This window comes from Mesorhizobium captivum, assembly GCF_033977165.1.
Taxonomy (GTDB): Bacteria; Pseudomonadota; Alphaproteobacteria; order Rhizobiales; family Rhizobiaceae; genus Mesorhizobium; species Mesorhizobium captivum.
Genome location: NZ_JAVIJB010000001.1, coordinates 303,140 through 328,793, shown reverse-complemented (window position 1 = coordinate 328,793; position 25,654 = coordinate 303,140). Strand labels below are relative to the sequence as shown.

Sequence of the window (25,654 nt, the reverse complement as noted above, 5' to 3'; positions counted from 1 at the left end):
AGCTGCTCAGCTTGGAATTGCCGCCAGATCGATCTCGGTGATGTGCCAGCGGCCAAGGTTTGCGGTGTAGAGCTTGTCACCCTTGAAGGCAATGTTGGTAGGATGCGCCAGCGTCGTCGCCGCCGGATCCTCGATCAGCACTTCGAGACCTCGCTCCTTTCGCCAGCGATAGATCCGGCTCGGCTCGTAGCATGAGATGAACAGCGAGCCGTCGGGAGCGACGGCGACACCGTCCGGAACATTGCGCACGTCTTCGACGACGATCTGCCGGGCCCCTGCGCTGCCGTCGGCAAGGATCGGCACATGACTGACGCACGGCGCGTTGCTTTCCACCACGTAGAGGCCGTTGCCGTCCGGCGCCATGGACATGCCGTTTGCGAACGACATGACCTCCCGGCACCATAGACCGCCCTCGCCCGTCTTGAGATCGTAGCGGAAGATGCCGGAGCGATTGTCCTCGCCGACGCTGTCCGAAACGAAGAGCCAGCCTCTCGCCTCGTCGATAACTGGATAGTTGGGCACGCGGATGCCTGCGGAAGCGAAGCGCTCCATGCTACCTGTCGCGGCGTCCCAGCGAAAGATCGCGGCATGCTTTAGATCGCAGGCAAAACAATTCCCTGCGCTGTCGAAGGCAATGCCGAGCAGAAAGCCATCCGTGGCGCCCATGCGCTCGACCGAGTTGCCATCGGCGGCCAGCCTCAGGAGATCGCCGGTTTCGGTGCCGCACCAGATGGATCCATCGCGGTGGACGGCCACACCTTCCGGATGCGCGACACGCGGATTGGTGAAGATGCCGTCGAAGAAGATGCGCGCGGCGGACATATCGAGCAACGGCGTTGCCATGGAGCGCTCCTCAGCTTGCGGCAGGCGATTTCTGTGCGGCGATCAAGCGCTCGAGCATGGCGCGATCGGCGGCAAGGATCTCGGCGATGAGCGCGCCGCGCTCCTTGGCGCTGACGAATTCGAGACGGCGCAGACCGAGCGGATCGACGCGGTTTCTTAAAGCAGCGAGCACATCGCCAGACGGCATCGGCACCTCCCGGCAACCGGCATCGAATGTCACGGCAAAGCCGGTGGCGTCGCGGATCTGCTGGTGGGTGACGCCCGGCATGGTTTCGATGACGATCAATTCCCTCGATGTCTGGTCGAGCCGGAAGACGCAGAGATCGGTGAAGACCAGCGCCTTGCCCGTGCGATAGCCCATCGGATCGCGTTCGGCCGGCGTCAGCAGCCCGCGGGCGGAACTCGCAATCTCGACCCCATCCACCAGCGACTGAACCGAATGGCGGGGAATGTAGAGCAGGTAGTCGCGGTGCATGTTGGCGACGTCGGCCATGCCGCCCTGCCCGGGCAGCCGCAGAAGGCCGCCGCTTGGTTTGCGCAGCGCGATGGTGTTGACGCGGCCGCGCCGGTCGACTTGTGCCGCGCCAACAATCTCATGCGTCACCGCGCCGGCCTGGTAGTAGGTCGAATAGGTGTCATCGCCGCCGGCATGCGCCGCCGCCGTCTCGCAATCGAGGCTTTCGATCAGCGAGAGCACCATCGGGCTCGGCGCGATGTCGAGATGGCCGCAACTCATCGTCGCGATGATCATGTCCGGCGCGTGCGTTGCCTTGGCCAGCCGGTAGGCGACGTTGGCGAGCGGCGATACCGCGCCCGCGCTTGCAAAGCTCTCATTGTCGAGTTCGGCGGCGATCCGCGCGGCAATGATCTCGTCGACGGATGCTTTCTTATCGCCCTGCGCGGGCGCCGGCATCGCCAGCACCGTCTCGGCGCTGACTTTCGCGGCTTCCTGAAGCCGCTCCGACAGGCCGCCCGAAGGCAGGCGGAGCTTGTCCGACAAGACTGTGTCCTTCGCCGCGAATGCCTCCGACAATGCCTGATAATCGGTGACGTAGAATGGCAGGCACGAGGCCGGATAAGCGCCGCCCGGCGCCAGCGCTATCGCCGAAACCTGATTGCGGGTGAGGATGCTCTGGCGGCCATCCTGCCGCAGCGCTCCGACCGGCACGATCTCTTCGACGGTGACCAGCACCTTGCGCGCCGCGCCCGCCATGGCGAAGTCCAGTGCCCGCGGCCCGATGATCTGCACATTGCCGCTTGCATCGGCGCGCTGGGCATGGACGACGAATGTATCGAGCCTGAGCGGCGGGATAAATCCGGTATCGGTCCCGGCAAGCGGATCGGGCCCGGCGATCGCATTGGGCATGCGCGCCAGCATGTCCGAGCCCTGCGGCAGCTGGAACGGCATCGACGACAGGTTCTGCTGTGCCGCCCGCAGCGCCTGGATCATGGCCAGGGCCGTCCAGTCGCGAACGGGAATCGCGCCACTCTCGGCAGCGGCGCGGAACTTCGGCGGCAGCCCGAAGATGTCGAGGCTGGAGAAGCAGAGGTCGATCTCCGCCACCGCATCCACTTCCAGCAGCAGCTCGAGCGGCAATCCGCCTGCCCAGGAAACGTAATGCAAGTCCTTGACGCCGGACCTTGTTATCGCGCGAAGCAGCGCGACCGGCAGCCGGGCGAAATGATGGCCGCCGACGCCGAAGGCATCGCCATGGCCGACCATCGCCGCCAGCCCCTCGACATCGGTGAATTGAGGCCGGTTCGGCTTGACCAAGGAGACTGACCTGCGATCTGTCACAGCGCGGATGCCTCGATGCGGTAGCGGGTCACGAACGGGTTTTCAGGCGAGAATTCCAGCGCCGTCGCAATGCCGGATTGGGCGATCGGATTGTCCGCCAGCGCGGTCGCCGGACCGAGCCCGAAGGGCGGGCAGATCGGCTCGATGCCGATGGCGACGTGACGCCCGTTCCAGGGCGCCGCCTTGCGCCCGCGATTGGAATACCAAAGCAGAAGGCTTGGGAAATGCTCCTTTTGCCAGGACAGCTGCACCCGGTAGCCGTCCTCATGGTTGGCAAGCGCCGCGATACCGTCGACGCCTTCGATCTGCAGCAACTCCTCCGTGGCGGCAGCCAGGGGCAAGCGGGAGGCGTCGATCGCGCCCCCAGCGCGCGCCGGCACCGCTATCAGCTCGAAGAACGTTCTATTCCTGGCAAACAGCGCCGCGCCGGGTTCGACATCGTGCGGATAGGTGCGGCCTTCATCGAAGCCCCCGAGCTCCAGAATGGCCGCACCCGTCTCGAACGGCAGCCGGAACACCGGATGCAGGCCGATCGGCAGGCGGCAATCACGGCGGACGACGACCTTGAATTCAATGTCGATGGCCGGCGCCGACGGATCGGGTCTCACCGTCCGCTCGACACGCTCGATCGGGCTTGTCTGCGGATAGGCAAGCGCCAGCGATAGCGACCCGCTCTCGCAGTCGCGCCAGGTCCAGTCATGGTTGGAGCTGTGGCCATGGACTTCCTCGTCCGGCGCCGGCGGCCCCATCACGCGCGCCCAATCTTCCGGCCATCCTTCGGCTGGCACCGAATAGCCGAAGGGCACGCAGGGCCATTCGCCGCGCAGCTTGCGCAGAATGCCAGGCAGCGTTTCAGTGCCGGGCTCGTTGGACCAGGGCGCGATGTGCACCGGCGAGACCTGCCGGCCATCGGCCAGCAGAAAGGTGATCGGTGCCAGCATCGCGCCGAGCCGCTGCACGGTCAGCGCGCCATGTGCCCAGCCCAGGCCGCGATAGTCATCGCCCGTCATGAGCCGGCCTTCCTCTCGGCGAACTCCTTGACGCGCCGCTGGCCGATCTCGCTGCGGTAGAGACCGCCCAGTATGTCACGCTCCATGGCGAGGCCATCGGCCAGATCGCCCGATACCGCATGCGCCGTCAGCGCTTTCAGGCCTTCGATCGTGGCGGCGGGCTCGGCGGCGATCATCTCGGCCAATTCCAGCGCACGCGGCATCAGCCTGTCCACATCGACGATCTCGTTGACCAGGCCGGCATTGACGAATTCGGAGGCCGGCACGATGGCGCCCGTCATCAGCAGAAAATTGGCGCGGTTGCGGCCGAGCTTGGCGACGCTGCGTTGCGTGCCGCCACCGCCCGGCACCAGCCCGAGCTTGATCTCCGGCAGACCAAGTTTCGCGAACTGGTTGGCGATCACGATGTCACAGCACAGCACCAGCTCCATGCCGCCGCCCAAGGCGAAGCCGTTGACCGCCGCGATCACCGGCTTGCGGTTGTTCTCGATCGCCGCGTACATGCGCGTGCCGGCGGCCTGGAACCTGTCGAACTCGGCCGCCGTCTGGGCGGCATATTCCTTGATGTCAGCGCCGGCCATGAAGCCGCGCCCCTCGCCGGTCACCACGATCGCGCCGACGCCCGCGTCACCCGACAGAGCCTCGAAGGCCTCGGTGATCTCGCCTTGCATCAGCCGGTTCATGGCGTTGAGCTGATCGGCGCGCCGGAAGGTGACGATCGCCACGCGACCCGAGGTTTCGACCGCGAGTGTCTGGTAGGCGCTCATCGTCAGGCCGCGTCCACGGTCATGTCGCCGGACGCCTCGAGTGCCGCGATCTCGTCCCTGGAGAGGCCGAACTCGGCCAGGATCTCGCGGCCATGCTGGCCGACCAGCGGCGCCGGCCGTTCGATGGTCGCGGGCGTCTCGCTCATCTTGACCGCCGGCGCCACCACCCGCACCTTGCCGCCGCGCGGATGATCGTAGCTGGTGATCATGCCCATATGCGTGACCTGCGGGTCTTCCGCCGCGCGGCGGATGTCCTTCACCTCGGCGCACCAGATGTCGGCCTTTAGCAACCGCTTGAGCAGATCCTGCGTGGCGAATTTCTTCGTTTCGGCGTTGACCTTCTCGAAGACCTCGTCGCGCCTGTCGAACAGCGTCTTCAAGTCGTCATAGACGGCAAGCTGCGGCGCTTCCAGCACCTCGTAAAGCGTCTTGAACGGGCTCATGGCGATCGACACGTAGCCGCCGTCCTTGGTCTCGTAGATGCCGAACGGCGCCTGCATGCCGGGGTGGCCGATGCCGGAATTCGGCCGCACGAAGTCCTCGCCGAGATTGAGCACGGCGACATATTCCTGGTTGAGATGCGCCAAAAGGCCGGCCAGCAGATTGACCTCGATCTTCTGACCCTTGCCGGTCTTCTCGCGATAATAGAGCGCCGACAATATGCCGTAGACCATGTTCATGGCGCCGATCTGGTCGGCGAGGCCGGCGCCGGCGGGAACAGGAGCCTGGTCGCCGCGGCCGGTATTGGCGATCAGCCCGGCGAGCCCCTGGATCAGCATGTCCTGGCCAGGGCGCTCGACGTAAGGACCCTCCTCGCCGTAGCCCGAACCCGAGCAATAGATGATGCGCGGATTGACAGCCTTGAAGTCCTCGTAGCCATAGCCGAGCTTGGCCAGCACGCCGGGGCGGAAATTCTGCACCACCACGTCTGCGCTCTTCGCCATCTCCATGATGATGGCATGCACCTTGCGGCTTTTCAGGTTGAGCGCGATCGAGCGCTTGTTGCGGTTCCAGGCGAGGAAATTCGGGCTCTCAGAGCCGCCCACCCATTTGGCGAAGAAGGTCATGCCGCGGAACATGTCGCCGGCGCCAGCCCGCTCGATCTTGATGACATCGGCGCCCATGTCGCCAAGCAGCTGCGTGGCGAACGGCCCCTGCAGCAGATGGCTGAAATCGAGGATGCGGACGCCTTCGAGGGCCTTGTTCATTTCAATTCTCGTTTCGTGTTTCAGAGCAGTTCGGGAACGTAGCGCGGCGCTGCGGTCAGCCCGCCGTCGACGCGCAGGTCGGTGCCGGTGGTGAAGCCGGCCGCATCGGAAGCCAGATAGACGGCGGCCTCGGCCACCTCGGACGGCTCCCCGATGCGGCCGAGCGGATGCATCTTGACCCAGGCCTTGGCGAGGTTGCCGCCGATCTCCTTGATCAGCCTGTCGTTCATCGGCGTGTTGATGGTGCCCGGCGAGATCGAATTGACGCGGATGTTCACCGGGCCGAACTCGACCGCCATCTGACGCGTCATCGCCAACACCGCGCCCTTGGCGCCGGCATAGGCAGTCCAGCCGTCGAGGCCGATATGGCCCTGCGCCGAGGCCATATTGATGATCGAGCCCGACTTCTGCGCGATCATGTGCGGCAGCGCGTATTTGCAGCCGCGAAAGACGCTGGTCAGGTTGACCGCGATCAGCCGGTGCCATTGCTCGTCGGTCATCTCGTGCACCGGCATGCCGCCGATGGCGATTGCGGCATTGTTGACCAGGATGTCGAGGTGTCCGGTCTTCTTGACCGCGCTGTCGATGAGGCCGGCGATATCGGCTTCCTGCGAAACGTCGCAATGGACATAGTCGGCAAGGTGGCCGGCAGCGCGAAGTGCGGCCGCGAAATCCTCGCCGGCGCTGTCGGCAATGTCGCCGAGGAAGACATGCGCCCCTTCCCGTGCCATCGCCTCGGCGATCGCGTGGCCAATGCCGTCGGCGGCGCCGGTGATGACGGCGGTTTTTCCTTCTAGACGAGCCATGTCAGCCTCCATTCGAACGCCGGCGCTTTGCCTCGTCGAAAGCGACGGCTGCAATGATGATCATGCCGGTGATGACCAGTTGCCATTCGGTCGGCAGCCCAAGCCCGCGCAGGCCGTTGGACAGGAACTGCAGGATCAGCACGCCGAGCGCCATGCCGGTCAGGCTGCCGATGCCTCCGGCGAGGCTCACCCCGCCGAGCACGGTCGCGGCGACAACCTGGAATTCGAAATTGAGCCCTGCCGTATGCTGCGCCGAGCCGACACGCGCCGCCAGGATGATGCCCGCAACCGTCGCCAGCAGCGAACTGATGATGAAGCAGATGAACTTGACGCGCCGCACGTCGTAGCCCGCCAGCCGCGCCACTTCCTGATTGCCGCCGACGGCATAGATCTGCCGCCCGAACGGCCGGTGCTGCATCATGTAGCCGAAGGCGGCGAGGAGCACGATGGCGATGACCGCCGAATACGGGATGATATTGAACAGGCGCCCGTCGGACAGCGCGATGAAGCTATCGAGGCTGGCATCGTCGGGGATCGCGCGCTGGCCGGTGTAGAGATAGACGCCGCCACGCATGATGAACATCGTGCCGAGCGTCACGATCAGCGAGTTGATGCCGGCATAGGCGGTGAGATAGCCGTTGACGACACCGATGATCAGGCCGAACAGCAGCGCGCCGCCGACGCCGAGCAGCAGCGAGTTGGTGTCGTTCATGATGATGATCAGCGGCAGGGCAATCGTCGCCAGCAGCGAGCCGATCGAGATGTCGACCTCGCCGGAAATGAAGACGATGGCGCAGCCGATGCCTGCGGTGAGCGCGAGCGAGGCTTGGCCAAGCACGTTGGTCATGTTGCGCACGGAGAGGAAATTCTCGACCGTGGCGGAAAAGAACACCAGCACCAGGACGAGGCAGACGAGCAGCGCCAGTTCCTGCCGGGCAAAGAGCCGCGCCAGCATGGATGGCTGGTCTTTCGCGGAAGCCGTGCTTGCAAGGCTCATCGCTTGCTCCCTTCGAAGGAATGGCGCGGATCGCAAGGAATGCCGTGGCGACGCGCCATGGTTCTATCCGATCGCCGCATTGAGGATCTTTTCCTGCGTGGCGTCTTCGCGCGACATGATCGCCGTCAGGCGACCCTCGCACATCACCGCGATGCGGTCGGCGAGACCGAGCAGTTCCGGCATCTCCGACGTCATCATGACGACCGCCAGGCCTTCGCCGGCAAGCCGGTCGATCAGCGCGAAGATCTCCGACTTGGCGCCGACATCGATGCCGCGCGTCGGCTCGTCGACGACGATGACCTTCAGGCCGCGCATCAGCCAGCGCGAGATCAGCACCTTCTGCTGGTTGCCGCCCGACAGGTTCTTCACCTGCTGGAACAGGCTGGGGGTCTTGATGCGGAAGCGGTCGACATAGTCCTGCACCGCTTTGTGCTCCTTCGCCTTGTCGACGAACCCCAGACGGGCGAAGGCGCCGAGCGAAGCAAGGCTGGCATTCTGGTAGACGGGCAGCTCGCCCATCAGTCCTTCGCTCTTGCGATCCTCGGTGAGCAGACCGATGCCGAGCCGGACGGCGGCGCGCGTGTCATGCGGCGCCAGGCGCTGGCCGTCGACCGTGATCGTGCCCGAACTGATCGGGTCGTAACCGACGATCGCCTTGGCGAGTTCGGTGCGGCCGGCGCCCATCAACCCGAAGAAGCCGAGCACCTCGCCGGCGCGCGCCTCGAAGGACACGTCGATCAGCTTCTTCGTCGTGCTGAGGTTTTCCACCGACAGCGCCACCTTGCTGCCTGGCGCGCCGCGCTTGCGGGGAAACAGATTGTCGATGCGCCGGCCGATCATGTCCTGGATCAGCGTGTCGTTGCTGTGCTCGCCGATCGGCTTGGTCGAGATGTGGCGTCCGTCGCGCAGCACCGTCACCGTGTCGGCGATCTCGAACACCTCGTCGAGCTTGTGGCTGACATAGACCACCGCGATGCCGAGGGCCGCCAGGCGGCGGATGACGGTGAACAGCAGCGAGACTTCGTTCGGCGTCAGCGAGGACGTCGGTTCGTCCATCACCACGACGCGCGCCTCGTGGGCGAGCGCGCGGGCGATCTCGACCATCTGCTGCTGGCTGACCGGCAGCGATCCCGTGCGGGCCGCCGGATCGACTTTGAAGCCGATGCGGTTGAACAGCGCTGCCGAATCGGTACGGATCTTCTTCCAGTCGATCGAGCCGGCCTTGCCGGTCGGATAGCCTTCGAGGAAGATGTTTTCGGCGACGGTGAATTCGGGGATCAATGCGATCTCCTGGAACACGACCTTGATGCCTTCCTTGAGGCTGTCGCGCGGCGACCGGATGTCGACCTCGCGTCCGCGCATGCGGATGGTGCCGGCATCCTTGCCGTAGACGCCGGCCATGATCTTGATCAGCGTCGACTTGCCGGCGCCGTTCTCGCCCATCAGGGCGTGGATCTTGCCGGGCTCCAGGGTGAAATCGACATTGTCCAGCGCCACGACGCCCGGGAAGCGCTTGCCGATGCCGCGCAGTTCCAGCGCCGGCACATTCGTATCGATAGCCGTGCCTTCGCCGGGATGCAGGAAATCAACGGACATTGGCTTTGTTCCGGATGATGTCGAGATAAGTCGCCAGAATGATGACGATGCCCGGCACCACCATCTGCAGATCCTGGTTCCAGCCGAGAATGATGATGCCGTTGTCGATCACCTTCAGCACCAGCACACCGAGCAACGTGCCGAACAGCGAGCCGCGGCCGCCGAGCAGGCTGGTGCCGCCGAGGATGACGGCGGCGATGACCGTCAGTTCGAAACCGCGGCCGGCGGTCGGCTGGCCGGCATTCATCAGCGACGACAAGATCATGCCGGCAACGCCGACGCATAGCCCGGTGACGACGAAGGCAAACAGCTTGAGCCGTTCCGAGCGCAGGCCGGACAGGCGCACGGCCTTTTCGTTGGCACCGACCGCGTAGAGATAGCGGCCGAGCGTGGTGAAGCGCAGCGTCACATAGGCAACCGCGAAGATCAGCGCCGCCAGGATGACGGGAACCGGCACCGCGCCGACATAGCCGGCGCCGAGATCGGTGAAGCTCGCCAGCTGATTGTGGTTCTGCACCGCCTCGCGCGTGAACAGATAGACGCCGCCCTGCAGCATCATCATCGTGCCGATGGTGGCGATCAGCGAGTTCACCCGGAGCCTGGTGACGACCAGCCCGTTGAACAGGCCGACCCCGCCGGCAAAGGCCAGCGCCGCCAGCATGCCGAGCGTGAGGCTGTGTGTGGAATTGAGCACCGCCATGCCGATGCAGCCGACGAAGGCGAGCGAGGCGCCGACAGACAGGTCGACTTCCGCCGTGATGATGAGCATGGTCATGCCCGAGGCGACGATCAGCACCAGCGCGCACTGGCGCAGGATGGCGATGATGTTGGCCTCCGAATAGAATTGCGGCGCCGCGATCGAGATGGCGATGCACAGCGCGGCCAGGATGGCGCCCAGCACGAGCTGGCTGCCGCCCAGAAGCTGGCCGCCGATCGAGCGCCTCTGCGCGGGGGCGTGTGTAAGTTCGCTCATCTCAGTCCATTCCCGTCGCTCGAGGTCAGGCGCAGCACCTCGGGCCCTTCCCGCGCCGCGGGAAGGGCCGGTCGATCGGCCTACTTCTTCAGGTCGGCCGAGGTCTTCATGCACTTTGCCGGCGGCTGCAGCGCATTGACGGCGTCCCATTTGATGGTGCGGGCAGTGCCGTCGTAATCATAGAACTTCTTCCAGTCCTCGCCGGTCATCGGCGCGGTCGGGCTGACGATGTGCTCGGGCACCTCCTCGGCGTTGAAGAGCTTGACCGCGGCATCGATGGCGGTGAATCCCTCCTTTTCCGGGAACATCGCGGCCTCGATGCGGTAGGACGGCTCGTTCTGCATCGCGTTGATGAAGGCAAGCCCTTCACCGCCGGTGCCGACGGTCAGCAGGCCGTCCTGCGATTTGCCAGCCGCCTTCCAGGCCTGCAGGCCGCCGAGCGACGAGGAATCGTTGATGCCGTAGATGATGTTGATGTCGGAATTCTTGGCGAGCGCCGCCGAGGAGACTTCGAGCGCGCGGTCCGGATTGCCGCCGCCGTCGAGGTCGTGGACCATGACCGCGTCGGGGATGATCGTCTTCAGCCCGTCCATGAAGCCATGCGAGCGCAGCACCGTGGCGGACAGCAGCGGCAGGCCGACATTCATCACCTTGGCGACGCCGCCGAGCTTTTCCTTGGCGTATTTGCCGGCCTCGACGCCGGACATGTAGCCGGTGTCGTAGTCGCAGATGGCGACCATTGTGGTCATGCCCTTGACCGGGTTGCCTTCCAGCACGACCGGGATGTTGTTGGATTTCGCCTGGCGCAGCAACGGCACCACGCCCTCTTCGTTGACAGGCGTGATGATCAGCACGTCGACGCCCTTGGCCATGAAGTCTTCCGCGGCGGACACTTCCTTGGCGATGTCGAGATTGGCGTCCTGCACCTCGAACTCGATGCCGAGATCCTTGGCGCGCGCCTTCATGCCCTTGATGACGTTCTGGTACCACTCATGGGTGGCGTAATTGGTGACGTAGCCGATGCGCTTGGGCATGTTCTCGGCGTGCGCCGCGGCGGCGCCCAAGGCCAGTACGGCCGCGGATGCGAACAGAATTGTCTTGGTCCAGTGCATTTCCTTCTCCCAGGTTTTTTCGCTTTTGTCAGTCGCTGAACGGGTAGTCCCGCCGTTCCGGGTCGGCACGTAACGAAGAGGTGGATTCGCCCCAGCCGAGCGCAGCCGATATCTTCTCGGCGGCGGCGCGGGTCCGTTCGAAGACGGTTTCGCGGTCGAAGCGCGCCGCCTTCTGCGGCAAGAGCGGCACCGTGAGCGCGGCGATGACGGCGCCGGTGTGATCGCGCACCGGCATGGAGATGTTGGTGCAGGCCTCGACGGCCAAGGAAGCGCGCATCTCGTAGCCGAGCCTGGCCACTTCGTTCAGCCGCGCCTCGATTTCCGCCCGCGTTCCCTGGCCTTCGCCGGCGGCCACGATGCGCTCGACGATGCGGTCGCGCTCGGCCCAGTTCAAGTGGGCGAGCAGGACCGCGCCGGAACTGGTTTCGAGGATCGGGAAATGCGATCCCAGCGCAACCGAATAGCGCATCGGCAGCGGTGAATCGATCTGCAGCACCACCAGCGCGTTCTGTCCCTCGCGCACGACAAGGTGGCAGCTTTGATCGGCATTGGCGGTCAATTCGCGCATCACCGGCAGCGCGCATTCGACCAGGCGGTTTACCGGCGGATGCATATGCGCCAATTCGAACAGCTTCAGCGACAGCCGGAAGCGGTCCGATTGCGTGCGGAAGATATAGCCCCGCTTCTCCAGGAGGAGCAGGATGCGGTAGATCTCGTGGATGGAGCGGCCGAGACCGGTCGCGATCTCGGTCTGCGTCAGCGCCTCGGCGCTTGAAGCCATGAACTCCAGGACGTCGAGCGCCTTCTCCACCGCCGGCACGCGATAGCCGTTGCGGCCGCTTTCGCCCTCGTCGATCGTTTCGGCAATGCCGGCAGCCATCACGCGACGCTCCGTTCCGGTTGCCTGGTTTCGCGGTAGAGACGGTTCACGTGCTCGGCCAGTTCGGCGGCCGCGATGTCGCCGGCGATGGCAGCGGCCGCGCGCGGCGCGCATTCGCGGAAGAAGGCGATGAAGCCCGGATGCGTTGGACGCAGATAGGACGAGCTGATCGTCCGCAGCGTGGAATTGAAGAAATCGCCGGAACGCTCGTTAACCTTCGCATCCTTCCAGGCCCCCAGCGATCCCGGCTGTCCCCCCGATCTCACATAGTCGCCACGCTGGTATTCGGGCGAGCACAGGAACAGCGCGTAGTCGATCGCCTCCTGCCTGTGCTTCGACTGGGCGCTGACGCCGATGCCGGCGCCGCCGAGCAAGGCGCCGGCCGATCGCGTCGTCGGCACGTCGGCAAAGCGCACATACGGCCCGTCGGTCTTCGACGCGTAATTCACGTAGCCGAAGGCGAAAGGCACATAGACCACGTCGTCATGCGCGACCATGTGGTCGTAGCAGCGGATCGGATTCCATTTGGACGAGTTGGGATGTGACAACGCCGCAAGCTCGCGCAGTTGTGCCACGGCCTGCTCGACCATCTCCCTGGCGATGAATTGCTCGCCGTCTTCCTGCGGATTTGTCAACGTCAAAAGCAGGCACATGGCGTCCGTCGGCACGAAGGGCAGGCCGAGCCACTTGCCGTCCTTGCGCGCGAGCCGGCCGAGCTTGATGACCTCCTCATGCGTGCGGGGCACCGGCCCATAGCGCTCCATAAGGTCCGGACGATACGAGGCGACGTGGCAGGCGGCATCGATCGGCAATGCCCATTGGCGCCCATTCTTCTCGTAGGACCGCCAGGACGGACCGACCGAATCCCGCTCGAAGAAGCGGATCTGCTCCGCCGACAGATAGGCGTCGAACGGCACCATCAGCCCGTCCTGCGCGATGTCGCCGATGAAGGGATGGTCGAACACGACCAGATCGTACTTGCCGAGCACCGGGCCGAGCGCGCCTTCGCCGAATTCATAGAGACTGCGGCGGTCCCATTCGATTTCCAGGCCGGGATTGGCGGCGCAATACGGCGCGACGCTGGCGTCGAGCGGACCCCAGCAGCGTCGATGATCCCACGCAAGACCGCGCAGTCTTGTCATATCCGGCAATTCCTCCCTGGAACCGGGCTTGTTGCCCGGCTCGCAAATCAGTAGCAGGTATTTTTACCTGAGCAAATAGTTTTTACATACGCAAACTGCAGCGCTCCCCCGGCCAGCCGCAACCTCAAGCCAGGCCAAACCGCTCGACGGCCCGCATGATGCCGCGCAACTCGGCGAGGCCTTTCAGGCGGCCGATCAGCGAGTAACCGGGATTGATCCTGGTCTTGCCGATGTCGTCGGCAAGCAGATGTCCGTGATCCGGCCGCATCGGAATGCGCCAGTCGGCGCGGCCTTCCTTCCGACGGCGCGCCTCCTCCTGCATCAGGGCGAGGATGACATGCGCCATGTCGGTGCCGCCCTCGAGATGCTCGGCCTCATGGAAAGAGCCGTCATCCTCGATCGTGATGTTGCGCAGATGGACGAAATGGATGCGGTCGGCGAATTCCTTGACCATGGCAACGATGTCGTTGTCGGCGCGCGTGCCGTAGGAGCCGGTGCAGAACGTCAGCCCGTTAGCCGGACTGTCGACGGCGTTGAGGATGAAGCGCGCGTCCTCGGCTGTCGAAACGATGCGCGGCAGGCCATAGAGCGAGAAGGGCGGGTCGTCGGGATGGATGCACATGCGCACCCCTCCCTCTTCGGCCACCGGAATGATCTCGCGCAGGAACCAGGCGAGATTGTCGCGCAATTCCTTCGGTCCGATTGCATCGTATTCGGCCAATGCCTCCCGAAAACTGTCGCGGTTGTAGCTGCGCTCGGTGGCCGGCAGGCCGGCGATCAGGTTGCGCTCGATCCCGTCGATCTTCTCCTCGCCGAGTTCCTTCAGCCGCGCTTCTGCTTCGGCGATGCGTGCGGGCGCGTAGCCGGCCTCGGCATTCCTGCGCTTCAGCACGAACAGGTCGTAAGCCGCAAAATCGATCGCATCGAAACGCAACGCATAGCCGGTCGTCGGAAGGCGGTAAGCCAGATCCGTGCGGGTCCAGTCGACCACCGGCATGAAATTGTAGCAGATCGTCGCTATGCCGGCCTTGGCGAGCGCGCGGATCGTGTCCCTGTAGAAGCCGACATAGCGGGACCGCTCCGGCGAACCGATCTTGATCGAGTTGTGGACGGGAATGCTCTCGACGACCGACCAGGTCAGCCCTGCCGCCTCGATGATCCGCTTGCGCTCCAGGATGTTTTCCAGCGGCCAGGCGCGTCCGTCATAGATGTCATGCAAGGCCGAGACAACGCCGGTCGCGCCCGCCTGCTTGACGTGATCGAGTGTCACCGGATCGTCCGGGCCATACCAACGCCAACACTGTTCCATTGCCGCCTTCCTTTGTGTGAGAGGTCGGCAACTTATTGTTGGGCCACAATGGGAGTCAAATTAAAAATCGCGGCGCTCACGGCGATTATCTTCTCGCAATAAGGCTTACGAAATTCGCTGACATGGCCAAAAGCGGTTGTTTTCCCGAAATCTTACGATATTGTGGTCCAACAATTAGGAGGATCGATGTCGGAAAACTCTCAAGTGGCGCGCGACAATGTCGTCGCCCGCCGCGCCGGCGGCAGCTCTGCGGTCGACGCCGCGGCCGGGCGGATCCTCGACCTAATCCGCGCGCGGCGGTTGAATGTCGGCGACGTGCTGCCGACGGAGCGCGAGCTCAGCGAGATCACCGGCGCCAGCCGCAACACCGTGCGCGAGGCGTTGCGCACCATCCGAACCTACGGGCTGATCGAACCAAAACCCCGCGTCGGCGCTGTGCTCGCCGACGGGCAGAGCATCGCCATCCAGAATTTCTTCGCCGCGCATATGGATGTCTCGCGCTCGTCCTTCGCCGACATTCAGGGCTTCAGGCGCATCATCGAGGTCGGTATCGGCGACCACATCGTGCTCAACGCCACGAACGAACAGATCGAGGCGCTCGACGAGATCAATGCCCGGATCGTCGACAGCCGCTCGATCGAGGAAGCCGCCGAGAACGATTTCAATTTCCACATGGCGCTGATCGGGCTGGCCGACAACCGAATGCTGACGGACATGTATTCCTTCCTTTCCCCCGTGATCCTGCGGATCATGACCATCGGCAAGGAAATGCGCCCGGTGCTGGCCGACACCCGCGCCGCGCATGGCGAGATCATCGCCGCGCTGCGCGCGCGCGACAGGCTGGCCTACGCCTACCTGATGAGCCGCCACCTCGATTTCGCCCTGCGATTCCTGCCGGAAGAGCCGGCTTCCGAGAGTGACTGAAGGAGTCCCCCGCAATGAAGGATTTTGAAGGCAAGATCGCCCTGGTGACCGGCACGACCGGAATTGGTCTCGCAACCGCCAGGCGCCTTGCGGCAGGGGGCGCCGCGATCATCGCCTGCGGCATCGACCGCTCGGCCAATGCGGCGATGAGAGCGGAACTGGAAGGTTCCGAGGCCGGCGTGCTGGTCATCGACACCGACGTCTCCGTTTCCGACCAGGTTCGAGACGCCGTCGCCGCCGGTGTCGGGCGTTTCGGCGGCCTCGACGTGATCGTCAATTCGGCGGCGGTCCATCCCTACGGAACCGCGACGACGACTGACTGGGAAACCTGGAACAAGGCGATGACGGTCAATATCGGCTCGATCTATCTGACCGCCCATTTCGGCATCCCGCAAATGATCAAGCGCGGCGGCGGCGCGATCGTCAACGTCGCCTCGGTGCAGGGCTTCGCCTGCCAGCAGAACGTCGCCGCCTATGCCACGACCAAGGGCGCCATCCACACGCTGACGCGCTCGCTGGCGCTCGACTACGCGGCCGCCCGTATCCGGGTCAATTCGGTCAGCCCGGGCTCGATCCGCACGCCGATCCTCGAGAAGGCCGCTCGCGGCGAAAACGGCAGCGATGCCGATGTCGAGGAAGCCTACAAGCGCTTCGGCGCGGCGCATCCGCTTGGCCGCATCGGCGAGCCGGAGGAAGTGGCGGAGTTCATCGCCTTTCTGTGCTCGTCGAAGGCCGGCTTCTGCACCGGCGCGGATTACAAAATAGACGGCGGCCTGACCGCCGGCATCGGCGTGAAGTAACCATGAAGATCGGCCTTGGCCTTTACCGGGAGTCGCTGACGCCGGACAATTTCCGCTTTGCCCGTCAGGCGGGCGCCACGCACATCGTTGCCCATCTCACCAACTATTTTCGCGGGCGCGATCCTTCGCTGTCCGCCGGCAGCGAGAAGGAAGGCTGGGGCGACTGCTCCACCGACGAGCTCTGGAACTACGAGGACTTCGTCGGCCTGGTGAAGACAGTACGCGACAACGGGCTGGAAATCGCCGCGATCGAGAATTTCTCGCCGCGCTTCTGGTCCGACATCTTGCTCGACGGCCCCGACAGGGCCAAGCAGATCGAAGGCTTGAAGCGCCTGATCCGCGATGCCGGGCGCGCCGGCATTCCGTGCATCGGCTACAACTTCTCCATTGCCGGCGTCTGGGGCTGGTCGCGCGGACCGTTTGCGCGCGGCGAGGCGATGTCCGTGGGGCTCGATCTTGCGGCCATCGATCCCGATCTGCCGCTGCCCGACGGCGTCGTCTGGAACATGCGCTACCGCGCCGGCCGGCCTGACGCCGAACCAGTGACGGTGAGCAGCGATGAGCTTTGGCAGCGGCTCGGCGCCTTCCTGCGGGAAGTCGTTCCGGTGGCCGAGGAATCCGGCGTGGTGCTCGCCGCGCACCCTGACGATCCGCCGGCCGAAACGCTGCGAGGCACGGCAAGGCTCGTCAACAGGCCGGAAAAGTACTCCAGGCTGATGGACATCGTCGATTCGCCGTCCAACGGGCTGGAGCTCTGTCTCGGCTCGCTGCAGGAGATGCCGGGCACCGACGAGATTTACGGGCATGTCCGGCGTTTCGCCCGACGGAAGCGGATCGGCTACATCCATTTCCGCAACGTGCGCGGCAAGGTGCCGAACTATCACGAGACCTTCGTCGACGACGGCGATATCGACATGGCCGAGATCGTCCGCATCCTGCGCGACGAGGGCTATGATGGCGTCATCATCCCCGACCATACGCCGGAAATGTCCTGCGACGCGCCCTGGCATGCGGGCAAGGCCTTCGCGCTCGGCTATATGCGCGCACTGATGCAGAACGCCGCGGCGCTGGGACCTTCCCGTACCGATCAATCCAGCAGCATCCGGATCGAAGCCCGATGACCAGATCGACGGGCCTCCATGAGCGCGGTGGACGCTTACAAGACCTTCGGCATCATGTGACAGGCGGCCTGAGGCGCGCCGCTGCGCAGCCGCAGCGGCCGCGACCAGCGCATCACAATTCGTCTGGACAAATTGCAACTTCGAACCGCCAAAAAAACAAGCTGCGATTGCAACCAAAATAATTAAATTAATTTATATTTCAATTCAATTTTTATATATTAACTAACTATTAATATATCGCTTAACTTTTTGATTTTTTTACTTATGGTGCCCATGAAGGGGGTAGCTTTAATATCGGAGAATGGGGCGATTTCTCCTATGCGAAAAGTTTTAGGGAATTCAAAAAAGGATTTTGAAGAAGACGGCGCTACGACCGGCGGATCGGATCCGCTCTATCCCAGCCAACATTTGACGCCCGCGAATCATGAGACCTCTCATTTCCCCCGGTTGCAGCATCAGACTTCCATCGGGCACACCAGCGTGAACGCCGTAACGAAGCTGGAGGCAGCGCCTTCCCGGCAGGAACTGCTCGCATTGCCGACGGTGCAGCTGGGCGGGCTGCCCGTCACCGTGATCGATCGGCAGGGCGCCGCCCGGCTGATAATCGCAGCGGCGCGGCAACACCGCCACGGCAGCCGCCCGTATTATTTCACCTCCGCCAACGGCGAGGTCATCGCCCAGGCGCGTGCGAAATCGGAAATAGCTGCCCTCTTCCGCGAAGCCGACCAGATCTTCGCCGACGGCCAGCCGCTTGTTCTTGCCTCGCGCCTTTTGTGCCGCACGCCGCTACCCGAACGGGTGGCGACCACCGATCTGTTCCACGACGTCGCAAAGCTCGCCGAGAACGAGGCCGCGAGCTTCTATCTGCTGGGGTCGACAGAGACTGGGAACGCCAACGCCGTGGCCGCCATCAAGGCCAGCTATCCGCGCCTGCGCATCGTCGGCCACAGCCACGGCTATCTTTCCGGCCTGGCGCTCGAGAAAAAGCTCGATGAGATCAACGCGCTTGCGCCGGACATACTGTGGCTGGGCCTCGGCGTTCCGCGCGAGCAGATTTTTGTCCGCGATTTTGCGTCGCGGCTCTCGAATGTCGGCGTGATCAAGACCTCCGGAGGGCTCTTCGATCATATCGCCGGCAAGGTCCGGCGCGCGCCGCTCTGGGTCCAGAAGGCCGGCTTCGAATGGCTCTGGCGCATGCTGATGGAGCCGCGCCGGCTTTTCTGGCGCTATTTCACCACCAACCCCCGCGCCCTCTATGCCCTCCTGAGGTATTCGCAATGACAGCCGACCATTCGCTTCGTCCGCTGCCGGAGGGAACCGACACGGAGATCGCCATCGTCGGCGGCGGGCTCTCCGGGACGCTTGCCGCGACCTTGCTCGGGCGGTCGGGCTACCGTGTCACGCTGATCGACCGGCACCCCGTTTTTCCGCGCGAGTTCCGCGTCGAGAAGATCGCCGGCGACCAGATCGACAAACTGCGCCGGATCGGTCTCCTCGACAGTCTTTCCGCGGCGGCCGAGTCCTTCGACGAGATCGTCAACGTGCGCAGGGGTCGCGTGCTCGACCGCACGCGCGCCCGCCACTACGGCATTTTCTACGACGACCTCGTCGCGGCGATGCGGGCCGAACTGCCTGAGACCGTACGCTTCGTCGCCGGCCGGGTGAGCGCGGTGGAGGCAGGGCCCGAACGGCAGCGTGTGTCGATCATTGGCCAGTCGGACGTGAAGGCTCGCCTGCTTGTGCTCGCCACCGGCATGGGAGACATCCTGCGGCGTGACGTGGGTATCGAGCGCCGCTTCGTCCACCAGCGCCAATCGCTGACCTTCGGCTTCAATGTCCGGCCGGCGGGCGCAAGCGCCTTCAAGCATCCGGCGCTGACCTACTACGGCGAACGGGTCTCCGACGGGATCGACTACCTGAACTTTTTCCCGGCCGGCGGCGTCACCCGCGCCAATCTATTTGTTTTCCGGGAGCACACCGACCCGTGGGTCAAGGCGCTGCGCGACCGCCCTCGCGAGACGCTCATCGAAACGCTTCCCGGACTTCTCAACACATTCGGCGATTTCGAGGTCATCGACCGTGTCTCGAGCTGGCTCACCGACATCACCGTCGCCGAGAATTGCAAGCGCGATGGCGTCGTCCTGATCGGAGATGCCTATCAGACATCCTGTCCTGCCGCCGGAACAGGGGTCAGCCGGCTGCTCACCGACGTCGAACGCTTGTGCATGGTGCACGTGCCGCAGTGGATGGCATCGCCCGGCATGGCGGCGGCAAAGATCGCCACTTTCTATGATGATCCCATGAAGCAGGCGATGGACGAGCGGGGACTCGAGATGGCGAATTTCCGCCGCAGCCTGACCATCGACACCGACCTGCGCTGGCGCGCGCGCCGGCAGGTTCACTTCAGCCGCCGCCGCATCCTGCACGAGATCGACAAGGTGAGCCCAAGCTTTGCCGCGAGGCTGCGCGGCCTCAAGCGGCCGCAAATCGAAGCCGTCACCTGATCGCGGACCGTCGGCCGATGCATGTCGCCCAAAAGTGCGCAGCGGTTTTGGGAAAACGACATGCATCAAAACAAGGGCTTAAAAACGCGTCGCCTGATTCCGTTGCGACGCGCCTTAGCGCATTTCGTTCGATGCCGGGCTCCGGCATGAAGATGCGCGGCCGTTTTGACGGCGCGATGGAACAGGGTTTTGAAGCGCACCTAGAGCAATTCCAGGAAAAGTGTGAGCGGTTTTCCGTCCGGAATTGCGTCAAAAACAAAGAGATAGAGCGGTTCGCCGTTTCCGTGAAACGGTGAAACGCTCTAAGCCGTTCAAGCCCGACGCATCAGGACGATTCGGCAGCCTCATCGGAGGCCGGCGGCACCATCACGGGGGAAGGCTTGGCCTTCTTGACGTGCGCGGCTTCCAGGATACGCCGCGCCAGCGCCTTGGCCGCCGGCAATTTCTCCACCGTCAGATGCGCCGCGAAACCGAGCGGGCTCCCCGCACGGTAGATTTGCCACATCGGTGAAGGCCGGCCGCCGAAGATGCGCTTGTAGGGCTCGTCGCCGATGGTGAAATCGAGCTGGTGGTCGCCACGCTCGATACAGTCGCGGGCGATCTGCTCGAACATCAGGCTGCCGATCGACTGTTTTCTGTAGCCTGCTTCGTCGAAGCCGCCCAGAATGACCAGGAGCGAGCCGCGGTGTTCGAGCCCGAGCGCGCCGGCGATCGGCCGTCCGTTCATCCAGAATGCATAGGTGCGGGCGAAGCCGCCGCATCCTTCATTGGCGACGGCCAGATAGAAATCGAAATAGGAGGGCAACTGCAAAAGGTCGGCGGGACCGTTGCTCCCGTCGAAGCGTTTGCCGCGATAGAGCTTGAGGGCATCGAATGTCGTGCGGATGGCGGCCGCGCCGTCCACGCATTCGAAGCGCGCCTCGCCCATGCGGTTGAGCTGCCGGGACTTCTTGTCGAGCTCCTTGCGATAGGACTGGTCCAGCCGGTGCTCGCGCCAGCCGGCGAATGTCGGTTCCAGCTTGCTGGAATAGGCGCTCATGCCCATGCTGTCGCGCTTGTCGATGCCAAGCAAGCGCTCCATCGCCAGCGAGCGGTCCGCCAGCTTGCCGACGCGCAAGAGATCGTAGGGCCGCAAATGCTTGCGGATGGCGGCGACTGCGTGGCTGTCGGCGAGGATGCGGGAGAAGGTCTCCTCATCGGCGACCGGCGACACATAGTCGGAAACCCGCATATCCGCGAATTCCACGGCCTTCAGCAGCGTGTAGCGGCGCCTCACCAGCGGCAGGACCATCGCAAGCTTCCCGCTTGCCCGCGCGCGTACGAGGATGATCAGCGGCGTCGCGGCGCCTTGCCGTACGAGCCTCTCATACAGTTGCGCGAGCCATATGGGATGCTGAAAAGCGGTCGCCGCCGAACTGGCGAACAGCTCGGCGTATTCCGTCGAGCGGAAATCGAACACATCCTCGGCAGTGACTTCAAACATGTGATCCGAACCGGCGCGACAGCGGCCTATCGACGACGTCTTGCGTTTCAGGTCAAGATCGATCGCCGGGATTGTTGGAATCTTGGTATATGCGCAAAGTGCTAATGTTGCGTTGCACAGGGCCGGAAGGCGACCGGATTGCGGCGGGTGGCCCCAAGAATTTTTTGCCTGGAAGCGCGCCGTCGGGCTTTGCCTGTAACCGCAAGGTAAGCTTTTTCAGCCAAGTCATTTCTTCCTCGCAAACCCGAGCACGATGAGAGCCGGACGGGAAGACATGCTGGCGATCGAGGTCATTGTTCCGCAATCGGCGCCCCGCCGCTGGCAGCAGCTTGTCATAGAGCGGCTTGAGGCGGACGGCCACGATGTCGCGGTGGCGTATCGACCGGGGCCGGCGAGCTGGCCGGCCGCGGCAAAAGCCGCCTTCCAGTTCGAGCAACGTCTTTTCCGCCGGCCCGGACCGCTTCTCGGCTCAGCGGTGCAAGCAATCCAGGCTCGATCCGGCAATCGCCCCGCCGCGCTGAGGCTCGACCTCGCCGGCGATGCGGCCCCATCGGACGTTCCGACCATCGGCCTTTGGTTCGACGGATCGGGCGCCGATCTCTCGGCGGCAATTGCCGTCGCGGCCGGCAGGCTGCCGGTGATCGAGGCAGTCCTCGACAAGAAGACAGTCGTGGGCCAGGCGCGGCCGATGGTGGACAAGCGCGAATCCACCGCGCTCGGAACCGAGGACGTGTTCGCCCGGGCCATTACCCTGGTTCAATCGGTAGCTCGCGCGTTTGCTGCGGGTCGGTTGCCGCTGGAGCCGATCGCTGAGACCCATGCTCGCGATCAGCGAGGCCGGTTCACATCGGCATATCTCGGCGCCGCGCTGCCGCGGCTGGGCCGGGAAGCACTCCGGCGCGCACGCTTCCGTCATGCGCACTGGCGCGTCGGCTACCGCTTCACCGATGCGCCAGGCGTCGCCGATACGGGCAAGCTCGGGACAGGCTGGTCGGTATTGCCGGACCTGGGCGATCATTTCTATGCCGACCCCTTCCCCTTCTGGTGGCAGGGTCGCCCTTTCGTCTTCGTCGAGGATTATCCGCATGCCACCGGCAAGGCGGTCATCTCCGTTGTTGCGTTCGACGCGAACGGTGTCCCCGGTACGCCTCGTGTCGTGCTGGAGGAGGCCCACCACCTCTCCTACCCGCAGGTATTCGAGCGCGACGGCGTGATCTGGATGCTGCCGGAGGCGAGCGCCAGCGGCAAGCTCACGCTCTACCGCGCCTCGGGCTTCCCGGATGGCTGGGTTGCCGAGACCGTGTTGGTCGAAGGCGAGATTTCCGACGCAACATTGTTCGAGCATGAAGGCATGCTTTGGCTGTTCGCCACGGACCGGGACGGCCGCGGAAGCACTTCCGATACGCTGGCGGTTTTCTCCGCTCCCGCGCTCGCGGGCCCATGGCGGCCGCATCCCGCGAACCCGATCCTGATCGACCATCGCATGGCTCGCCCCGGCGGCGCCTTCGTCCGCGACCGCGAGGGCCGCATCCTTCTTCCGGTCCAGGACGGAACGCTGGGTTATGGCGGCGGGCTTGGCTTGTCCGAACTGCTGGAGCTCAGCCAGCAGGCGGTGCGGCTCTCCGCGCCGCGGTCGATCGATGCCGCCGGCGATTGGCCCTATCCGAAGATCCACACGCTCAACCGGGCGGGCCGCCTGGAGGTGATCGACGGGATCGCCGCCGTGCGGAAACGATCAGGCAAGAAGTAGCGCCTCGTAGCCCGCGCACATCCTGGCCGGCGAATATTTGTCGCGGAGCCGCCGCCCCGCGGCCGAAAGCCTGGCTTTGAATTCCGGCCGCGCAAACAGATCGGCAAGTCCGGTAGCCATGCCGGCGGCGTCGGCCTCGACGAACAGCGCGGCGGACTCGCCGTCCTCCGCGGTCAGCACCTCGCGCATGACGTCAAGGTTGCTCGCAACGACCGGCAAGCCGGAAATAGCCGCTTCGACGCAGGCAAGGCCGAAGGTCTCCGTCATCGACGGAAACGCGTAGGCATCGCCGGCAGCGAGGAATTCGAAGATGCGCGTCGGAAGAACCTCACCGACGAGATGCAGGCGGTTCGCCACGCCGTGGCTTTCGGCGAAGGCGACGAGCGCCTCGCGCTCCGGCCCGGCGCCAGCGAGCGCGACATGGACATCGGGCAGCCGGTCGAGCGCGCCGACAAGCGCGATCTGGTTCTTCATGGGCGTCAGCCGGCCGGACGAGACCGCCAGCCATACGTTCTGCGGCAGGCCGAAGGCAGCGCGCGCCGCCGCCTTGTCGAATTCCTCGCCCGGCAAGGGAACGCCATGGTCGATGCGGCGGATACGCTGCCGGTAGGATCGTGGATAGGAATCGAACTGCGCTTGCGTCCAGCCGGAATTGACGACATTCGCCTGGTAAAGGCCGACCACGCCCATCAGCTTGTCGATCTGGGAGAGCAGACCCATGACGCCCTTGCTGTGCGGGGCACCGCTCTGGTTTGCGACGATGTGCCTGACACCGGCCAGCCGAGCGCCGATCGTGCCGAAGATATTGCCATAGTGCTGGTAGGTGATGACGGCGTCGGGGCGTGCTTTACGCAGGTATTGCGCCAGGCCGATGGTCGCCCGGATCTGCCCCGGCAATCCGCGCGGGCGTTCCGGCAGGACAAAATCCGCATTGGGGTCGCGGTCATAGGCATCTGTCTTGCGATACATGAAGACGGTGCGCACGTCATGGCCGCGGGCCCGCAATCCCTCGCCCACCATATCGGAGATGCGTTGCGCCCCCGCCGCCTCCGCCTGGGTCTGCACCTGGACGATTTTCACGTGCGCCCTCTCAGGAGCAGGTGGGGCACGAGACCAATCCTGTCAAAAGACAAGCCGAGGATCGACGGGTTGATGCCGATCCTGCGCCGGGCGATCGACACCCCGAAGGCCGTCCAGGCGATCACTGTTCCGGCGATGCTGAGTGCCGCGCCTATGGGTCCGAGGTAGTAGGTTGCCACGGCCGTCACGCAAAGTCCGACGACGTTGACGACGATGAGCACTTTGAACAGCGCATGCTGGAGACCGGTCAACTGCAGCAGGACTTCGATCGGGCCGCAGGCGGTGCCGAATGTCGCCCCTATGCCGAAGATGACGAGCGTTGCCCTCATGGTCGGTGTCGCATAGGCCGGATTGAATATGGACAGGATGAAGCTGCCGAATATCCAGAACGTCGCCAGAACGCATAGCGCAATGGCCGAGCCGCCAAGCGCGGCGAGACTGGTGATGCGCTGAACATGAGCCCTGTCGCCGCTGTAGAAAGCGGCCGATATCTGCGGCGCCAGCGCCTGGTTCAGGCCGTTGAGGGCGAGGGTCACGAAACGGGTGGTCCGGTCCGCCACGAAGATCGCGCCGGCCGCCTCGGGCCCCAGGATCATCGCCACGAGGAGGGTACTGACCTGGCCGAGAGCTGGCGGCAGCGAGGTGACGCCCCAAAGGCCAAGGGTGACGGTCTTGAATTCCTGCTTTTGCCCTTCGGTGAGACCGCCGCGATCGGCCCGCGCCGTGTCGCGCGCCAGGATGATTGTTTGCGGGACGACCGAGAGGATGAGCAGCAGTGCCGTCAGGTACGTTGCGGTAACCGCATCCATCTTCACATGCATGAAATGCAGCGCCAGCACTGCGGTGATCGTCGCCGCGCGCCAGATGATGTCCCGCGGCAACAGGCCCGATATCAACGCGTTCTTGGCCCGGAAAGCGCCGGAGGTAAACTCCGACCAGCCGAGCGAGAAGGACAGCACCGCGGCCGCCACGCACAGCGGCAGCCATTCGGGCGTTCCCCTGCCGATCAAGGGCAGGAATCCCACCACGACGATGAGCAGGCTGGTGCCGATAAGCCCGGCCAGCGCAACCAGAATGGCGCGCGCCATCAGCCCGTGAGCCGAGGCGAGGTCGCCCAATCCGGCATATTGGGGCCAGAACCGGAGCACGGTGCTCTGCTGGCCCACCGAAGCAAAGAAGGAAACCAGACTCGCGCCGGCATAGGTCGCGCTGTAAAGGCCGAATTCCCGTTCGTCCGTCACCATCGCCACGGCCACGAACATGAGGAAGGAGAGGCCGGCGCTTGCGAGCTTGATGATGCCGGCGACGGCGCCGCTCTTGGCGAGCGCGGTAATCGACATGCGCATGTCGGTCGCCGGGCTGGCCGCTGCCCCCTGGGCGGCCTCGCGGTCCCCTGTCTTGTCCTTCAACGTCGCCTCCTGAGACGATCGGCGATGGGCCTACCCCGCACCTACGACGACGCTCAAAACCCAATCTTGCATAAGCAAAATGCCGCAATCGCGCCAGCACGAACGCTTCGCATGGTTACCGGCATCGCCCACATCAAAAGCA

The 25,654-nt window shown here is 64.4% G+C and carries 23 protein-coding genes; 7 read left to right on the top strand and 16 right to left on the bottom strand.

Annotation, left to right across the window (positions count from 1 at the left end):
* Positions 1-6: 6 nt before the first annotated feature.
* From RFM40_RS01540 to uxuA, 13 genes are all read right to left on the bottom strand, one after another.
* Positions 7-843: an SMP-30/gluconolactonase/LRE family protein gene (locus RFM40_RS01540; RefSeq protein ID WP_320224931.1), complete on the bottom strand. Its 837-nt coding sequence runs from the start codon at positions 841-843 to the stop codon at positions 7-9.
* Positions 844-853: 10 nt separating this feature from the next.
* Positions 854-2,617: a CoA-transferase gene (locus tag RFM40_RS01535; RefSeq protein WP_320277016.1), complete on the bottom strand. Its 1,764-nt coding sequence runs from the start codon at positions 2,615-2,617 to the stop codon at positions 854-856.
* A gap of 20 nt (positions 2,618-2,637) precedes the next feature.
* Positions 2,638-3,651, bottom strand: coding sequence for a hypothetical protein (locus tag RFM40_RS01530; protein WP_320277015.1), 1,014 nt, complete (start codon positions 3,649-3,651; stop codon positions 2,638-2,640).
* Positions 3,648-4,418 carry an enoyl-CoA hydratase/isomerase family protein gene (locus tag RFM40_RS01525; RefSeq protein ID WP_320224928.1) on the bottom strand — a complete coding sequence of 257 codons (771 nt, stop codon included), beginning with the start codon at positions 4,416-4,418 and terminating at the stop codon, positions 3,648-3,650. Before RFM40_RS01525 ends, RFM40_RS01530 begins: the two co-directional genes overlap by 4 nt.
* A gap of 2 nt (positions 4,419-4,420) precedes the next feature.
* Positions 4,421-5,626 carry a CaiB/BaiF CoA transferase family protein gene (locus RFM40_RS01520; RefSeq protein ID WP_320224927.1) on the bottom strand — a complete coding sequence of 402 codons (1,206 nt, stop codon included), beginning with the start codon at positions 5,624-5,626 and terminating at the stop codon, positions 4,421-4,423.
* A 20-nt stretch (positions 5,627-5,646) separates the two neighbouring features.
* On the bottom strand, positions 5,647-6,432 hold the full coding sequence (locus RFM40_RS01515; RefSeq protein WP_320224926.1) for an SDR family NAD(P)-dependent oxidoreductase: 786 nt from the start codon (positions 6,430-6,432) through the stop codon (positions 5,647-5,649).
* 1 nt (position 6,433) lies between these two features.
* Positions 6,434-7,429, bottom strand: a complete 996-nt coding sequence (locus RFM40_RS01510) for an ABC transporter permease (protein WP_320224925.1) — start codon at positions 7,427-7,429, stop codon at positions 6,434-6,436.
* 63 nt (positions 7,430-7,492) lie between these two features.
* Positions 7,493-9,025, bottom strand: coding sequence for a sugar ABC transporter ATP-binding protein (locus RFM40_RS01505; protein WP_320277014.1), 1,533 nt, complete (start codon positions 9,023-9,025; stop codon positions 7,493-7,495).
* Positions 9,015-9,998 carry an ABC transporter permease gene (locus tag RFM40_RS01500; RefSeq protein WP_292303361.1) on the bottom strand — a complete coding sequence of 328 codons (984 nt, stop codon included), beginning with the start codon at positions 9,996-9,998 and terminating at the stop codon, positions 9,015-9,017. The genes RFM40_RS01505 and RFM40_RS01500 overlap by 11 nt, the downstream gene beginning before the upstream one ends.
* An 80-nt stretch (positions 9,999-10,078) precedes the next feature.
* Entirely contained in the window at positions 10,079-11,110 is a 1,032-nt protein-coding gene (locus RFM40_RS01495; protein ID WP_320277013.1) for a sugar ABC transporter substrate-binding protein, read from the bottom strand.
* A gap of 28 nt (positions 11,111-11,138) precedes the next feature.
* Complete coding sequence (locus RFM40_RS01490; protein WP_320224921.1) at positions 11,139-11,990, bottom strand: IclR family transcriptional regulator; 852 nt, start codon at positions 11,988-11,990, stop codon at positions 11,139-11,141.
* The gene (locus RFM40_RS01485; RefSeq protein ID WP_320224920.1) at positions 11,990-13,132 is read right to left on the bottom strand and encodes an ABC transporter substrate-binding protein; all 1,143 of its coding nucleotides are present in this window, start codon (positions 13,130-13,132) and stop codon (positions 11,990-11,992) included. The genes RFM40_RS01490 and RFM40_RS01485 overlap by 1 nt, the downstream gene beginning before the upstream one ends.
* Positions 13,133-13,256: 124 nt before the next feature.
* Complete coding sequence (uxuA, locus tag RFM40_RS01480) at positions 13,257-14,441, bottom strand: mannonate dehydratase (RefSeq protein WP_320277012.1); 1,185 nt, start codon at positions 14,439-14,441, stop codon at positions 13,257-13,259.
* Between the two features lie 186 nt (positions 14,442-14,627).
* Between uxuA and RFM40_RS01475 the strand changes: the two genes are divergently transcribed.
* The 6 genes from RFM40_RS01475 to RFM40_RS01450 all read left to right on the top strand — a co-directional run bounded on the left by RFM40_RS01475 (position 14,628) and on the right by RFM40_RS01450 (position 20,086).
* Positions 14,628-15,365 (top strand): FadR/GntR family transcriptional regulator, encoded by a 738-nt coding sequence (locus RFM40_RS01475; protein ID WP_320277011.1) that lies wholly within the window; start codon positions 14,628-14,630, stop codon positions 15,363-15,365.
* A gap of 14 nt (positions 15,366-15,379) precedes the next feature.
* Entirely contained in the window at positions 15,380-16,165 is a 786-nt protein-coding gene (locus tag RFM40_RS01470; RefSeq protein ID WP_320277010.1) for an SDR family oxidoreductase, read from the top strand.
* A 2-nt stretch (positions 16,166-16,167) separates the two neighbouring features.
* A complete protein-coding gene (locus RFM40_RS01465; RefSeq protein WP_320224916.1) occupies positions 16,168-17,286 on the top strand; it encodes a mannonate dehydratase in 1,119 nt (372 codons plus the stop codon).
* Between the two features lie 543 nt (positions 17,287-17,829).
* Positions 17,830-18,567 (top strand): WecB/TagA/CpsF family glycosyltransferase, encoded by a 738-nt coding sequence (locus tag RFM40_RS01460; RefSeq protein ID WP_320277046.1) that lies wholly within the window; start codon positions 17,830-17,832, stop codon positions 18,565-18,567.
* Positions 18,564-19,790 carry an FAD-dependent oxidoreductase gene (locus RFM40_RS01455; protein WP_320224915.1) on the top strand — a complete coding sequence of 409 codons (1,227 nt, stop codon included), beginning with the start codon at positions 18,564-18,566 and terminating at the stop codon, positions 19,788-19,790. The genes RFM40_RS01460 and RFM40_RS01455 overlap by 4 nt, the downstream gene beginning before the upstream one ends.
* Positions 19,791-19,807: 17 nt before the next feature.
* On the top strand, positions 19,808-20,086 hold the full coding sequence (locus tag RFM40_RS01450; RefSeq protein WP_320224914.1) for a hypothetical protein: 279 nt from the start codon (positions 19,808-19,810) through the stop codon (positions 20,084-20,086).
* 29 nt (positions 20,087-20,115) lie between these two features.
* Here the strand turns inward: RFM40_RS01450 and RFM40_RS01445 are convergent, their stop codons facing one another.
* Positions 20,116-21,273: a GNAT family N-acetyltransferase gene (locus RFM40_RS01445; protein ID WP_320224913.1), complete on the bottom strand. Its 1,158-nt coding sequence runs from the start codon at positions 21,271-21,273 to the stop codon at positions 20,116-20,118.
* Positions 21,274-21,547: 274 nt separating this feature from the next.
* On the opposite strand from RFM40_RS01445, the gene RFM40_RS01440 reads away from it, so the two are divergent.
* Complete coding sequence (locus tag RFM40_RS01440) at positions 21,548-23,023, top strand: glucosamine inositolphosphorylceramide transferase family protein (protein ID WP_320277009.1); 1,476 nt, start codon at positions 21,548-21,550, stop codon at positions 23,021-23,023.
* On the opposite strand, the gene RFM40_RS01435 is transcribed toward RFM40_RS01440, so the two are convergent.
* Together RFM40_RS01435 and RFM40_RS01430 are read right to left on the bottom strand one after the other, a co-directional pair.
* Positions 23,009-24,103, bottom strand: coding sequence for a glycosyltransferase family 4 protein (locus RFM40_RS01435; protein ID WP_320224911.1), 1,095 nt, complete (start codon positions 24,101-24,103; stop codon positions 23,009-23,011). The genes RFM40_RS01440 and RFM40_RS01435 overlap by 15 nt on opposite strands.
* Positions 24,100-25,512 (bottom strand): lipopolysaccharide biosynthesis protein, encoded by a 1,413-nt coding sequence (locus RFM40_RS01430; protein WP_320224910.1) that lies wholly within the window; start codon positions 25,510-25,512, stop codon positions 24,100-24,102. Before RFM40_RS01430 ends, RFM40_RS01435 begins: the two co-directional genes overlap by 4 nt.
* Between the last annotated feature and the right edge of the window lie 142 nt (positions 25,513-25,654).

Coding starts and splice junctions, on each gene's coding strand:
- RFM40_RS01455 (WP_320224915.1), top strand. CDS start 18,564: ATGACAGCCGACCATTCGCTTCGTCCGCTGCCGGAGGGAACCGACACG.
- RFM40_RS01525 (WP_320224928.1), bottom strand. CDS start 4,418: ATGAGCGCCTACCAGACACTCGCGGTCGAAACCTCGGGTCGCGTGGCG.
- RFM40_RS01445 (WP_320224913.1), bottom strand. CDS start 21,273: ATGTTTGAAGTCACTGCCGAGGATGTGTTCGATTTCCGCTCGACGGAA.
- RFM40_RS01505 (WP_320277014.1), bottom strand. CDS start 9,025: ATGTCCGTTGATTTCCTGCATCCCGGCGAAGGCACGGCTATCGATACG.
- RFM40_RS01475 (WP_320277011.1), top strand. CDS start 14,628: ATGTCGGAAAACTCTCAAGTGGCGCGCGACAATGTCGTCGCCCGCCGC.
- RFM40_RS01510 (WP_320224925.1), bottom strand. CDS start 7,429: ATGAGCCTTGCAAGCACGGCTTCCGCGAAAGACCAGCCATCCATGCTG.
- RFM40_RS01485 (WP_320224920.1), bottom strand. CDS start 13,132: ATGACAAGACTGCGCGGTCTTGCGTGGGATCATCGACGCTGCTGGGGT.
- RFM40_RS01530 (WP_320277015.1), bottom strand. CDS start 3,651: ATGACGGGCGATGACTATCGCGGCCTGGGCTGGGCACATGGCGCGCTG.
- RFM40_RS01540 (WP_320224931.1), bottom strand. CDS start 843: ATGGCAACGCCGTTGCTCGATATGTCCGCCGCGCGCATCTTCTTCGAC.
- RFM40_RS01500 (WP_292303361.1), bottom strand. CDS start 9,998: ATGAGCGAACTTACACACGCCCCCGCGCAGAGGCGCTCGATCGGCGGC.
- RFM40_RS01495 (WP_320277013.1), bottom strand. CDS start 11,110: ATGCACTGGACCAAGACAATTCTGTTCGCATCCGCGGCCGTACTGGCC.
- RFM40_RS01470 (WP_320277010.1), top strand. CDS start 15,380: ATGAAGGATTTTGAAGGCAAGATCGCCCTGGTGACCGGCACGACCGGA.
- RFM40_RS01465 (WP_320224916.1), top strand. CDS start 16,168: ATGAAGATCGGCCTTGGCCTTTACCGGGAGTCGCTGACGCCGGACAAT.
- RFM40_RS01450 (WP_320224914.1), top strand. CDS start 19,808: ATGCATGTCGCCCAAAAGTGCGCAGCGGTTTTGGGAAAACGACATGCA.
- RFM40_RS01490 (WP_320224921.1), bottom strand. CDS start 11,990: ATGGCTGCCGGCATTGCCGAAACGATCGACGAGGGCGAAAGCGGCCGC.
- RFM40_RS01515 (WP_320224926.1), bottom strand. CDS start 6,432: ATGGCTCGTCTAGAAGGAAAAACCGCCGTCATCACCGGCGCCGCCGAC.
- RFM40_RS01440 (WP_320277009.1), top strand. CDS start 21,548: ATGCTGGCGATCGAGGTCATTGTTCCGCAATCGGCGCCCCGCCGCTGG.
- uxuA (WP_320277012.1), bottom strand. CDS start 14,441: ATGGAACAGTGTTGGCGTTGGTATGGCCCGGACGATCCGGTGACACTC.
- RFM40_RS01520 (WP_320224927.1), bottom strand. CDS start 5,626: ATGAACAAGGCCCTCGAAGGCGTCCGCATCCTCGATTTCAGCCATCTG.